This window comes from Variovorax sp. Soil_C_33, from assembly GCF_057656935.1.
In genome coordinates, this window is record NZ_JBDGJK010000019.1 from 107487 (window position 1) to 120173 (window position 12687).

Consider the following 12687-nt stretch of genomic DNA (forward strand, 5'->3'; position numbering starts at 1 on the left):
GCCTTACCTCCAGGTCTTCTTCTTTTTCCAGCGCCGCTCGCCGCGCACGCCCTCGTCCTTGAGGCCGAGGTAGAACTCCTTGATGTCCTCCTTCTCGCGCAGGCGCTCGCAGGTATCTTCCATCACGATGCGGCCGTTCTCGAGCACGTAGCCGTAGTCGGAGGCATTGAGCGCCATGTTGGCGTTCTGTTCCACCAGCAAGATGGTGGTGCCGCGCTCGCGGTTGATGCGCACCACGATCTCGAAGATCTCGCGCGTGAGCTTGGGCGAGAGACCGAGGCTGGGCTCGTCGAGGAGGATGAGCTTGGGCGCTGCCATGATGGCGCGCGAGATCGCGAGCATCTGCTGCTGGCCGCCGGAGAGCAGGCCGGCCTCCTGCGCGGCGCGCTCGCGCAGGATGGGGAAATAACCGTAGACGGTCTCGATGTCGCGCGCCACGCCGTCGCGGTCGGTGCGGGTGTAGGCGCCCATCAGCAGGTTGTCCTTGACCGACAGCAGCGGGAAGACTTCGCGGCCTTCGGGGACGTGGCTGAGACCTTGCTGGACGATGTAGGCCGGGTCCTTGGCGGTGATGTTCTTTCCCCGGAACTCGATGCTGCCTTTTCTCGGATCGATGATTCCGGAGATCGTTTTGAGGATGGTGGTCTTGCCGGCGCCGTTGGACCCCAGCACGGTGGCGATCTCGCCCTGGCGCACCTTGAGGCTGACGCCGCGGATTGCCTTGATGGGGCCGTAGGCGCTTTCGACGTTGAGGAGGGCAAGGATGACGTCGCTCATGCCGCCCTCCTCAACCCGCTCATGTCATCCACAGTCCCCAGATAGGCCTCGATCACCTTCGCATCCGACTGCACCTCGCGCGGCGTCCCCGAGGCCAGCGCCTCGCCCATGTTCATCGCCAGCACGCGGTCCGACACCTTCGATACCAGCGACATGTCGTGTTCCACCATCAGCACCGAGATGCCGAGCTCCTGCTGGATGTCCTGGATCCAGAAGGCCATGTCGGCCGTCTCCTCGACATTGAGCCCGGAAGACGGTTCGTCCAGCAGCAGCAGCTTGGGCTCGGTGCACAGCGCGCGCGCCAATTCCACCACCTTGCGCACGCCGTAAGGCAGCCCCGCCACCATCGAATCGCGATGGTGCTGCAGGTCCAGCAGGTCGATCACCCGTTCGGCTTTTTCGCGCGCCTCGATTTCCGCGCGGCGCGTGGCGGGCGTGAAGAAGAGCTCGCTCCAGAAGCCGGTCCGGCGGTGCGTGTGGCGGCCGATCAGGAGGTTGTGCAGCACGGTCGCATGCTCGAACAGCTCGATGTTCTGGAAGGTGCGCGCGATGCCGAGCGCGGCAATGGCATGCGGCGCCTGCTGCGTGAGCGAAAGCGGCGCGCCCTCGCCGTGCCAGACGATGTCGCCCGTGGTCGGCGTGTAGATGCGGCTGATCAGGTTGAAGACCGTCGTCTTGCCGGCGCCGTTGGGCCCGATCAGCGTGAACACCTCGCCGCGCCGCACGTCGAAGCTGACCTTGTTCACGGCCAGCACGCCGCCGAAGCGCACGCTCAGGTCACGGGCCGACAGAAGCACATCCGTACTCATCGGAGTCGATCCGACTTGGTGAAGGACTTCTGCCGCCTGAACAAGCCCCGGCGGTAGAACGGAAAGAGCTGCAGGTAGGTGCGGATCTTGAGCCAGCGCCCGTACAGCCCCAGCGGCTCGAACAGCACGAAGCCGATCAGCACCAGCCCGTAGACCAGCCCCTGCAGCCCGGGCGCCTGGCCGATCACCGGCGGCAGCCAGTCCTTGCCCAGCGCGATCAGCTGCGGCATCGCGATCAGGAAGATCGCGCCGAGGAAGGCGCCGTGCACCGAGCCCAGCCCGCCGATCACCACCATCAGCAGCAGGTCGATCGATTGCAGGATGTTGAATTGATCGGGCGAGATGAAGCTGAGCTTGTGCGCATAGAGCGCGCCGCCGAGCCCGGCCAGCGCGGCCGAGATCGCGAAGGACATGGTCTTGTAGCGCGCCAGATGGATGCCCATGCTCTGCGCCGAGATCTCCGAGTCGCGGATCGCGACGAAGGCGCGGCCGGTCGGCGAGCGCAGCAGGTTCAGGATGGCCAGCGTACAGAGCACCGCGATCACCAGGCACACGATGTAGAAGCCCTCGCTCGAGCTGATGTCCAGCCCGAAGAGCCTGGGCGACTTCACATGCAGCCCCGAGTTGCCGCCGGTGACGCTCTCCCAGCGCGCGAACACCTCCTCGACGATGAAGCCGAAGGCCAGGGTCGCGATGCCGAGGTAAATGCCCTTGACGCGCAGCGCCGGCAGCGCGACCACCACGCCGACCGCCGCCGAGAGCGCGGCGGCCGCCGCCATCGCGATCGGAAAGGGCACCCCCATGTTCGCGAGCACCGCCTGCGTGTAGGCGCCGGTGCCCAGAAAGGCCGCATGCCCGATCGAGAACTGCCCGGTGAAGCCGGCCAGGAGCATCAGGCCCAGGCCCACGATGCCGTAGATCAGCACGAAGGTCAGCTGCGCGAGCCAGTACTCGGGCAGCAGCCATGGCGCCGCGATCAGCGCCGCGCCGAGCAGGGCGTACCAGAACACGTGGCCGCCGTGCTTGGCAAGTGCGATGTCTTGCGCGTAAGTGGTCTTGAAGATGAAGCGCATCAGACTTTCTTGCGCAGCTTTTCGCCGAACAGGCCGTTGGGCTTCACCATCAACATCATGAGCACCACGATGTAGGGCGCCGTGTCCTTGAAGCCGTCGGGCAGATAGAAGCCCGCGAAGGATTCGACGATGCCGATCACCAGCCCGCCGACGATCGCCCCCGGCAGGCTGCCGAAGCCGCCCACCACGGCCGCTGGGAAGGCCTTGAGGCCGATGAAGCCCATGTTGGCGTGCACGAAGGTGATCGGCGCCAGCAGCATGCCGGCGATGGCCGCCACCGCCGCAGCGAGTCCCCACACCAGCCCGTTGAGCCGCTTGACCGGAATGCCCATGTAGTAGGCCGCCAGCTGGTTCTGCGACGAGGCCTGCATTGCGATGCCGAGCTTGCTGTAGCGGAACATCGCATACAGCAGGCCGCAGAGCACCGCCGTGCAAAGGATGATCGCCATCTGCTCCACGTTGACGACCAGCTCGCCGACCTTCCAGATCTGGTCCTTGTAGGGCACCGGCAGCGTGTGCGTCTCGGTGCCGATCGCGGGAATCATGGTGATCAGCCCGCGCGCCACGTAGCCGATGCCGATGGTCAGCATCACGATCGAGAACTGCGGCTGCCCGAGGATCGGCCGGATCACGACCAGCTCGAGCAGCACGCCGAAGGCGGCCATCGCCGCCAAGGCCAGCAGCGCCGCCAGCCAAAAGGGCAGCCCGAACAAGGACATGCCGGCGAAGGCACCGAAGGCGCCCAGCATCATGAGCTCGCCCTGAGCGAAGCTCACGGTTTCGGTGGCCTTGTAGATCAGCACGAAGCCCAGCGCGATCAGGCCGTAGATGCAGCCTTGCGCGATGCCCGAGAGCAGGAGCTGGAGGATCTGCAATCAGGCTCCCTGATAGAGCGCGAGCCGCCGCGAGCCGGCAAGGATGTCGCTGGGACGCAGGCCGTAGACCTGGCGGATCGAGTGGCTGAAATGGGTCGAGTCGGGATAGCCGGTGTCGAGCGCGATGTCGGTCAGCGTGGCGGACTCTCGCACATGGCGCAGCAGGCTGCGGGCCCGCTTCCAGGCGCGGAAGGCGCGAAACGGAACGCCGATCTCCTGCTTGAACAGATGCAGGAAGCGCGAGAAGGAGAGTTGCACCGAGGCCGCGCATTCCTCGGCCGAAGCAGGCAGCGCCGGGTCGGCGACGATGCGCTCGACCACTCGGCGGATGCGCGCGTCGATCGGGCGCGTCGCGAGCGGCCGGCCGAAGAAGAGCGTGTCGAAGTCGAGGTGGTCGAAGCGCTCGCGGCCGGCGGCGGCCAGCAGTTGCACGTGGGCCGCGCGAACGCGCTGGACGAAGTCCGGCGCCTCGACCGCGCCGCAGTGCTGCAGAAAGTCGGGCAACTGCGCAGGATCGACCGACTCCGATTCGATCAGCAGGTTGATGATCAGCGCTTCCTCGCTCACGACCCGGTGCGGCACCTGCGGCGGCACCACCAGCAGCTCGCCGCTTTGCCAGGCGCCGCCGCCGATGCGGATGCGGTTGGGCTGTCCCGCAGGCGACACGTAGACGCCATGCCCTCCCAGGCTGCGCTCCGCCGCCGCGCCCAGCAAGCCGGCATAGAAGACACGCTCGCGCGTCAACCACATGAGGCGCTCGCCTCTGCTGCTGTTGCCGCTGCGGCCGGTGTCCGTCCTGGTGCCCAAGATGCCGTCTCCTGCGCTGCGTCGCGCTCGCAGGATCGTAGCGGCGCGGGGCCGCGCGGCGGTGTCGAAAGCGCGGGGACTTTCCCTACATCAGCGCGCGCCGCAGTTCGCCGGCGCACAGCGCCACCGCAGCGTTCGCCTCGTCGAGCAGCCCGCCCATGGTAATGAAGCCGTGGATCTGGCGCTCGAAGCAGACGTAGACCGCGCGGTTGCCGGCCGCGGTCAGCGCCCGCGCGTAGTCGAGCCCTTCGTCGCGCAGTGGGTCGTAGCCGGCGGTGAGCACCAGCGCCGGCGGCAGGCGCGACAGGTCGGGGTGCAAGAGCGGCGAGGCGCGCCAGTCGAGGTCGTGCTTCGGGTCGGTGATGTAGTGGTCGTGGAAATACTTGATCGTGTCGCTGGTGAGCACGTAGCCCTGGCCGTTGCTGGTGTGCGAGGGGTGCACGCGGCGCATGTCGGTCGCCGGATAAATCAGCAGCTGGAAGGCGATGGGCAGGTTGCCGGCGTCGCGGGCCGCGATCGCCACCACCGCCGCGAGGTTGCCGCCGGCGCTGTCGCCGCCGACCGCGAGGCGGCCGGCATCGAGGCCGAGCGCGCCCGCTTCCCTGCGCACCCAGCGCGTGGCGGCGAGCACGTCGTCCACCGCCGCCGGGAAACGGTGTTCCGGCCCCATGCGGTAGTCGACCGCCGCCACCGCGCAGCCCGAGAGGTTGGCAAGTTCGCGGCACAGCGTGTCGTGGGTGTCGAGGTCGCCAATGGTCCAGCCGCCGCCGTGGTAGTACACCAGCACCGGCAGCACATCGGCGCGCTGCGTGCCCATCGGCCGGTAGAGACGCAGCGGGATCGCGCCGTGCGGCCCGGGCGCGCTGAGTTCGCGCACCTCGGCCACCTCGCCGGGCGGGGGCTGCGTGACGCTGCGCCGCTCGCGGTAGAAGGCGCGCGCGTCCGCCGGCGACAGCGTATGCGTCGGCGGTACGCCGCGTTGCACCAGGAGGTCGATGAAGGCCTGGGCTTGGGGATGCAGCATGGCAGGCTCCTCGATCAATCGGAACTCAGGCTTTGCCCGGCTTGACGCGCGAGGCGGCTTCCTTGGCGTTGCGCCGCGCCGTCTCCACATCCGCCGCATGCGCCAGTGCCACGCCCATGCGCCGCTTGACGAAACTCTCGGGCTTGCCGAACAGGCGCAGTTCGCTGCCCGGCACCTGCAGCGCGTGGGCCACGCCGTCGAAGGCAATGCCCTTCGCATCGACGCCGCCGTATATCACGGCGCTGGCGCCTGGGCTCTTGAGCGCGGTGTCCACCGGCAGGCCGAGGATGGCGCGCGCATGCAGCTCGAACTCGTTCTGCCATTGGGTCGCCATGGTCACCATGCCGGTGTCGTGCGGCCGCGGGCTGACTTCGCTGAACCAGACCTCCTCGCCCTTCACGAACAGCTCGACGCCGAAGAGCCCCTGCCCGCCGAGGTCGGCCGTGACCGCCTGCGCGATCCGCTGCGCTTTTTGCAGCGCGGCCGGCGCCATCGGATGCGGCTGCCAGCTCTCGACGTAGTCGCCGCTCACCTGCACGTGGCCGATGGGCTCGCAGAACTGCGTCTGCACACTGCCCGCCGCGTCGAGCGCGCGCACGGTCAGGAGCGTGATCTCGTAGTCGAAGTCGATGAAGCCCTCGACGATCACGCGGCCGTGGCTCACGCGGCCGCCGGCCATTGCGTAGTCCCAGGCCTTCTGCACGTCGGCCGGGCCGTCGATCTTGCTCTGGCCCTTGCCAGAGCTGCTCATCACCGGCTTGACGATGCAGGGGTAGCCGATGCCTTGGTCGATCGCCGCCTGCAGCTCGGCCAGCGAATCGCAGAACTGGTAGGGGCTGGTCGGCACGCCCAGCGTTTCTGCGGCCAGGCGGCGGATGCCTTCGCGGTCCATCGTGAGGCGCGCCGCGCGCGCGGTCGGGATCACGCGCACCGTGCCCGCGTCCTCCAGCTGCTGCAGCATCGGCGTCGCGATAGCCTCGATCTCGGGCACCACGAGCTGCGGCTTTTCGGCCTCGATCAGCGCCTTCAGCTGATCGGGGTCGCTCATGGTGATGGTGCGCGCATGGTGCGCCACCTGCTGGCCGGGGGCGTTCTCGTAGCGGTCGACAGCGATGGTCTCCACGCCCAGGCGCTGGAGCGCGATCAGCACCTCCTTGCCGAGTTCGCCGGAGCCGAGCAGCATCACACGGGTTGCAGAGGGGGAAAGTGGGGTTCCGAGGGTCGTCATGGCGACCACTTTAAATCACGGGCTGAACCACAATGGCGAATTTTCAAGGAGCATTCGAAATGGCGATTCAGACAGTCGGGATCATCGGCGCGGGCACGATGGGCAACGGCATCGCGCAGGCCTGCGCGGTCGCGGGCGTGAAGGTGGTGATGGTCGACATCGCGCAGGCCGCGGTCGACAAGGGCCTGGCCACCGTGGCCGGCAGCCTCGACCGGCTGATCAAGAAGGACAAGCTCACAGCCGCCCAGAAGGATGCGGCCCTGGCGCTGATCAAGGGCTCGACGAACTACGAGGACCTGAAGGGAGCAGAACTCGTAATCGAGGCAGCGACCGAGAACCACGAACTCAAGCTCAGGATCCTGAAGCAGGTCGACGCCATGCTCGCGCCGCAGGTCATCATCGCCTCCAACACCTCGTCGATCTCGATCACCCAGCTGGCGGCGGCGACGTCGCGGCCCGACCGCTTCATCGGCATGCACTTCTTCAACCCGGTGCCGATGATGGCGCTGGTGGAGATCATCCGCGGCTACCTCACCAGCGACGCCACGCACGATGCGGTGAAGGCGCTGGCGGTGGCGCTGGGCAAGTCGCCGATCACCGTGAAGAACGCCCCGGGCTTCGTGGTCAACCGCATCCTGGTGCCGATGATCAACGAGGCCTTCTTCGTGCTTGCCGAGGGCATCGCGAGCGCGGAGGACATCGACGCCGGCATGAAGCTCGGTTGCAACCAGCCCATCGGCCCGCTGGCGCTGGCCGACATGATCGGCCTGGACGTCTGCCTGGCGGTGATGGAGGTCTACCTGGAGCAGTTCGGCGACTCAAAGTACCGCCCCTGCCCGCTGCTGAAGGAAATGGTGGCCGCCGGGCAACTGGGCCGCAAGACCGGGCGCGGCGTCTACACCTACTGAGGCCGCCATGAACGCCATCCCCACCACGCCCCCTCCCGAAGGCTGCATCGACACCCAGGTGCAGGACCACGTGCTGCTGATCGGCATCAACCGCCCCGCCAAGCGCAACGGCTGGACGCCGCGCATGTTCCGCGAGCTGGCCGAGGCCTACACGCGCCTGGACGACGACCCGGCCCTGCGCGTCGGCGTGCTGCATGCCTTCGGCGACCACTTCACGGCCGGGCTCGACCTGCCCGCGGTGGCCGAGTACATGAAGCGCGGCGAGAAGGCCACCCCCGAAGGGCTGGTCGAGCCGCACGACTTCGGCCTGCCCGGCTACCGCCGCCGCCAGAAGCCGATGCTGGTCGCAGTCAAGGGCATCTGCTTCACGGTCGGCATCGAGCTCATGTTGGGCGCCGACATCGTGGTGGCGGCCGACAACTGCCGCTTCTCGCAGATGGAAGTGCAGCGCGGCATCATGGCCACCGGCGGCGCGACGCTGCGCATGGCCGAGCGCGCCGGCCTGGGCAATGCGATGCTGCACCTGCTCACGGCCGACGAGTTCGGCAGCGCCGAGGCCTTTCGCCTGAATTTCGTGCAGAAGGTGGTGCCGGCCGGGCAGGAGCTCGACGAGGCGCTGCGCATCGCCCAACGCATCGCGGCCCAGGCGCCGCTCGCGGTGGTCGCGACCCGGCTCAACGTGATGAAGGCCATCGAGCAGGGGCCGCTGGCGGCCGTCGAAGATTTCATTCCCGTGCAGCAGCGCCTCGCCAACAGCGAGGACGCGGCCGAAGGCGTGCGCGCCTTCGTCGAGCGGCGGCCGGCGCGGTTCAGCGGGCGGTGAGCGCGGCGGCGCAGGATGCCGCCCTTCTACGGCAACACACGCTTACTATTTAAATTGCACACAATTCAATTGCCAGCTACAATTCAGCCCATGCCTTCCACGCCCTCCGCCGACGACATGCTGCGGCTCGACAACCAGCTCTGTTTTGCGGTGTACTCCGCATCGCTGGCGATGACCAAGCTGTACAAGCCGCTGCTCGACAAGCTCAAGCTCACCTATCCCCAGTATCTTGTGATGCTGGTGTTGTGGGAGCGTGACGGCCTCATGGTGTCGGAGCTCGGCGAGCGGCTCTCGCTCGATTCGGGCACGCTGACGCCGCTGCTGAAGCGCCTCGAAGCCAACGGCCTGGTGGCGCGCATCCGCGACGTGGCTGACGAGCGCCGCGTGCACGTGAGCCTCACGGCCGCCGGGCGCCGCCTCAAGGCGCGCGCGGCGAGCGTTCCGGCCTGCCTGATGGCGGCCTCTCAGTGCTCGATCGAGGAGCTGGTGGCGCTCACGCAGCAGATCCAGCAACTGAGGGATCGCGTCAGGGCCGCAGCCTAGTTTTCTCCCCTCGCTTCGGCGCGCCGAAGCATCTTTTCTCCCCCAACCAACCTGAAGGAATCACCATGGCCACCAAGCTCGACAAAGTCCTGTACACCGCCCAGTCCCACACCACCGGCGGCCGCGACGGCGGCGCCGGCAAGTCCAGCGACGACGCGCTGGACGTCAAGCTGAACCCGCCCGGCTCCGGCAAGCCCGGCACCAACCCCGAACAGCTGTTCGCGGTCGGCTACTCGGCCTGCTTCATCGGCGCGATGAAGGCCGTGGCGCCCAAGATCAACGTCAAGGTGCCGGAAGACGTGGCGGTGGACGCCAGCGTCTCGCTCGGCCCGATCAACGAGGGCAAGGCCTACGGCATCGCGGTCAAGCTGGCGATCACGCTGCCGGGCCTCGACGACGCGCAGAAGAAGCTGCTGGTCGACACCGCCCACCAGGTCTGCCCGTACTCGAACGCCACGCGCGGCAACATCGAGGTCGAACTCTCGATCGCCTGATCGCCAAAGCCGGCACGAGCCCGGCGCGGCGTCACATGGGTGACGCTGCGCCGGGCTTTTTTCATGCAGCGGAGATGGGTCTGCGCTAAGGTGATTCGATGAGCACCACAGACTTCCTGATCCGCAAGGACGATCTCTCTGCCACCCGCGTGCGCGACGCCGACGATGCGCCCCTCGCCGAGGGCCAGGTCCGCTTGCGCATCGACAGCTTCGCCCTCACGTCCAACAACATCACCTACGCCGCCTTCGGCGAGTCGATGAGTTACTGGCAGTTCTTCCCGACCGGCGAGGAAGGATGGGGCTCGATCCCGGTCTGGGGCTTCGGCTCGGTGGTGCAGTCGCTGCATCCGGGCGTGGCGGTGGGCGAGCGGCTCTACGGTTATGTGCCGATGGCCTCGAGCGTGGTGCTGACGCCCGAGCGCCTGTCCGCTGCCCGCTTCACCGACGCAACGCCGCACCGCGCGGCGCTGCCCGCCGTCTACAACCAGTACTTCCGCACCGCGAGCGACCCGCTCTACAGCGCCGATACCGAAGACCTGCAGGCCCTGCTGCGGCCGCTCTTCATCACCTCCTGGCTGATCGACGACTTCTTCGACGACAACGATTTCTTCGGCGCCAGGCCCGGCGTCGCGCTGCTGTCGAGCGCATCGAGCAAGACGGCCTACGGCACCGCCTTCCAGATGCACCAGCGGCCCGGCATCGAGGTGGTCGGCCTCACCTCCGCAGGCAACAAGGCCTTCTGCGAAGGCCTGGGCTGCTACCACCGCGTGCTGGCCTACGAAGAACTCGACCAGGTGGCGGCCGACGCGCCCTGCGTCTACATCGACTTCGCGGGCAACGGCGAGCTGCGGCGCGCGGTCCACACGCGCTTTTCGCAGCTGCGCCACGACTGCGTGATCGGCGGCACGCACGTCGAGCAGCTCGCGCCGGGCGGAAGCGCCAAGGAGCTGCCGGGGCCGCGCGCCACCTTCTTTTTCGCGCCAGCCCAGATCAAGAAGCGCACCGAGGAATGGGGCGGCGACGAGTTCGGACGGCGCATGGTGCAGGCTTGGCAGGGCTTCATCGCGAAGGTGGCGCAGCCCGCAACGCCGTGGCTCGTGGTCGAGCGCCACGACGGCCCTGCGGCGGTGCAGGCGGCCTATGCGCAGGTGCTGTCGGGACGCGGCAATCCGCGCACCGGGCACATCTTGTCGCTTTCCGGGGCTTCGAGGTAGCGACAATGGCCGGATGACCTCATCCGCCGAGAAAGCCAGCGCCCATCCCTACGAAAGCCTCACGCCCGACGTGGTGCTGGACGCGCTGGCCGGGCTCGACCTGCACGGCGACGGGCGGCTCATGGCGCTGAACTCCTATGAAAACCGCGTCTACCAGGTGCACCTGGAGGACCGCAGCGCGGTGGTGGTCAAGTTCTACCGGCCCGGCCGCTGGAGCGATGCGCAGATCGCGGAGGAGCACGCGTTCTCCACCGAGCTCACGGCCGCCGAGGTGCCGGCCGTGGCGCCGCTGGCGCTTTCGGGCGCCACGCTGCACCACCACGCGGGCTTCGCCTTCAGCGTGAGCCCCTACCGCGGCGGGCGCGGGCCCGAGCTGGACGACTTCGAGGTGCTCGAATGGGTGGGCCGCTTCCTCGCGCGCATCCACACGGTGGGCGCGGCGCGGCCCTTCGAAGTGCGGCCGGCGCTGGACCTGCAGAGCTTCGGCTTCGCCTCGCGCGACTGGCTGCTGGGCCACGACATGATCCCGCTCGACGTGCAGCGCGACTGGGAGAAGGCCTGCAATGCCGCCTTCGAGATGATCGAGGGCACGGCGCTCGGCGCGGCCGCCGATGCGGACCTGAAGAAGCTGCGGCTGCACGGCGACGTGCACCCCGGCAACATCCTCTGGACCCCCACGGATCGCCCGGACGGCGGCCCGCACTTCGTCGACCTCGACGACGCGCGCACCGGCTTCGCGGTGCAGGACCTGTGGATGCTGCTGTCCGGCGATCGCCCGCAGCGCACCGCGCAGTTGAGCGGCCTGCTCGAGGGCTACGAGCAGTTCCGCGAATTCGACCGCCGCGAGCTGGCGCTGATCGAGCCGCTGCGCACGCTGCGCCAGATCCACTACAGCGCCTGGCTCGCGCGGCGCTGGCGCGACCCGATCTTCCCGATCAACTTTCCCTGGTTCGGCTCCAGCGACTACTGGAAGGAGCAGATCAACATGTTGCACGACCAGTGCGAGGCGATGGCGGAGGAGCCGCTGTACGCCTGAAGCTTCCCCCGGCGCCGCTCAATCCAGAAAGATCTTCAGGTCGCGGATCAGCTTGTGCCAGCGCGTCGACTCGCTCGCGATCAGCGCAGCGAACTCCGCCGAGCTGCTTCCCACGGGCTCGACGCCGAAGTCCATGAGCTTCTTGTTGACCGCCGGATTGCGGATCGCGGCAGCCACCGATTTCTGAAGGCTCGCGATCACTTCGGGCGGCGTGGCGGCCGGCGCCACCAGGCCGACCAGCGCGGCGGCCTCGACATTGGGGATGCCGAGTTCGGCAAAGGTGGGCACATCGGGCAGTTGCGGCAGGCGCTTCGCATTCGCCACCGCCAGCGGGCGCACCTTGCCGCCCTTGATGAAAGCGCTGCCGGCGGCGACGTCGGTCATCATCGCCGCGAGCTGGCCGCCGGCCACGTCGGCCAGCGCCGGCGCGGCGCCGCGGTACGGGATATGCACCATGTGCAGGCCGGCCTGCTGCTTGAGCAGCTCCATCGCCAGGTGGTGCGGACTGCCCGCGCCGGCCGAGGCGAAGCTGATCTTGCCGGGCTGCGCCTTGGCCTGCGCGATGAAATCCTTCGCGTCCTTCGCGTTGCTCGCGGGCCCCACGATCAGCACCATCGGGAAGCGGCCCATCAGCGTGACCGGTGCCAGGTCGCGCGTCGGGTTGTAGCTGAGGTTGCGATACAGCACCGGGTTGAAGACCAGCGTGCCGTTGTCGGCCGAGAGCACGGTGTAGCCGTCGGGCGCCGCGCGCGCGGTTTCGGCGGCGGCGATGGCCGTGTTGCCGCCCGCCTTGTTGTCGATCAGCACCGGCTGCGCGACATCGGTCGCGAGCTGGTTGCCGATGGTGCGCGCCAGGAAGTCGGAGCCGCCGCCGGCCGGGTAGGGCACGATCCAGCGGATCGGCTTGGCCGGATAGGCGGCCTGCGCCTGCACGGCGGACGCGCCGGCCAACGCCGCCAGGCCCGCGATCAGCACGGCCAGCAGTTTCTTCATCGTCGTCTTATATGGACGCCTCCCGTGTGGCAAGTAAGTTCTTGAAGTTCCGGCTGGCGGTAATGACTGCGGTCTTATATCCG

At 68.0% G+C, this 12687-nt stretch carries 14 protein-coding genes; 6 read left to right on the top strand and 8 right to left on the bottom strand.

Annotated features, from left to right (window positions below):
- Positions 1–3: 3 nt before the first annotated feature.
- The 7 genes from AC3A6B_RS25000 to purT all read right to left on the bottom strand — a co-directional run bounded on the left by AC3A6B_RS25000 (position 4) and on the right by purT (position 6593).
- On the bottom strand, positions 4–777 hold the full coding sequence (locus AC3A6B_RS25000) for an ABC transporter ATP-binding protein (protein WP_487839341.1): 774 nt from the start codon (positions 775–777) through the stop codon (positions 4–6).
- Complete coding sequence (locus AC3A6B_RS25005; RefSeq protein WP_487839342.1) at positions 774–1586, bottom strand: ABC transporter ATP-binding protein; 813 nt, start codon at positions 1584–1586, stop codon at positions 774–776. The genes AC3A6B_RS25000 and AC3A6B_RS25005 overlap by 4 nt, the downstream gene beginning before the upstream one ends.
- Positions 1583–2659, bottom strand: coding sequence for a branched-chain amino acid ABC transporter permease (locus AC3A6B_RS25010; RefSeq protein ID WP_487839343.1), 1077 nt, complete (start codon positions 2657–2659; stop codon positions 1583–1585). The genes AC3A6B_RS25005 and AC3A6B_RS25010 overlap by 4 nt, the downstream gene beginning before the upstream one ends.
- Positions 2659–3534 (bottom strand): branched-chain amino acid ABC transporter permease, encoded by an 876-nt coding sequence (locus tag AC3A6B_RS25015; protein WP_487839344.1) that lies wholly within the window; start codon positions 3532–3534, stop codon positions 2659–2661. Before AC3A6B_RS25015 ends, AC3A6B_RS25010 begins: the two co-directional genes overlap by 1 nt.
- The gene (locus tag AC3A6B_RS25020) at positions 3535–4284 is read right to left on the bottom strand and encodes a helix-turn-helix domain-containing protein (protein ID WP_487839356.1); all 750 of its coding nucleotides are present in this window, start codon (positions 4282–4284) and stop codon (positions 3535–3537) included.
- Positions 4285–4426: 142 nt separating this feature from the next.
- A complete protein-coding gene (locus AC3A6B_RS25025) occupies positions 4427–5365 on the bottom strand; it encodes an alpha/beta hydrolase (protein WP_487839345.1) in 939 nt (312 codons plus the stop codon).
- Positions 5366–5390: 25 nt separating this feature from the next.
- Positions 5391–6593 carry a formate-dependent phosphoribosylglycinamide formyltransferase gene (gene purT, locus AC3A6B_RS25030; RefSeq protein WP_487839346.1) on the bottom strand — a complete coding sequence of 401 codons (1203 nt, stop codon included), beginning with the start codon at positions 6591–6593 and terminating at the stop codon, positions 5391–5393.
- Positions 6594–6652: 59 nt separating this feature from the next.
- Between purT and AC3A6B_RS25035 the strand changes: the two genes are divergently transcribed.
- From AC3A6B_RS25035 to AC3A6B_RS25060, 6 genes are all read left to right on the top strand, one after another.
- Positions 6653–7501, top strand: a complete 849-nt coding sequence (locus tag AC3A6B_RS25035; RefSeq protein WP_487839347.1) for a 3-hydroxybutyryl-CoA dehydrogenase — start codon at positions 6653–6655, stop codon at positions 7499–7501.
- A 7-nt stretch (positions 7502–7508) separates the two neighbouring features.
- Positions 7509–8324 carry a crotonase/enoyl-CoA hydratase family protein gene (locus tag AC3A6B_RS25040; protein ID WP_487839348.1) on the top strand — a complete coding sequence of 272 codons (816 nt, stop codon included), beginning with the start codon at positions 7509–7511 and terminating at the stop codon, positions 8322–8324.
- Between the two features lie 90 nt (positions 8325–8414).
- Positions 8415–8867: a MarR family winged helix-turn-helix transcriptional regulator gene (locus AC3A6B_RS25045; RefSeq protein ID WP_487839349.1), complete on the top strand. Its 453-nt coding sequence runs from the start codon at positions 8415–8417 to the stop codon at positions 8865–8867.
- 65 nt (positions 8868–8932) lie between these two features.
- Positions 8933–9361, top strand: coding sequence for an organic hydroperoxide resistance protein (locus AC3A6B_RS25050; protein WP_126836968.1), 429 nt, complete (start codon positions 8933–8935; stop codon positions 9359–9361).
- A gap of 98 nt (positions 9362–9459) precedes the next feature.
- Positions 9460–10575, top strand: coding sequence for a DUF2855 family protein (locus tag AC3A6B_RS25055; protein ID WP_487839350.1), 1116 nt, complete (start codon positions 9460–9462; stop codon positions 10573–10575).
- A gap of 13 nt (positions 10576–10588) precedes the next feature.
- Complete coding sequence (locus tag AC3A6B_RS25060; protein ID WP_487839351.1) at positions 10589–11611, top strand: serine/threonine protein kinase; 1023 nt, start codon at positions 10589–10591, stop codon at positions 11609–11611.
- Between the two features lie 18 nt (positions 11612–11629).
- Here the strand turns inward: AC3A6B_RS25060 and AC3A6B_RS25065 are convergent, their stop codons facing one another.
- On the bottom strand, positions 11630–12604 hold the full coding sequence (locus AC3A6B_RS25065; RefSeq protein ID WP_487839352.1) for a Bug family tripartite tricarboxylate transporter substrate binding protein: 975 nt from the start codon (positions 12602–12604) through the stop codon (positions 11630–11632).
- Positions 12605–12687 lie beyond the last annotated feature (83 nt).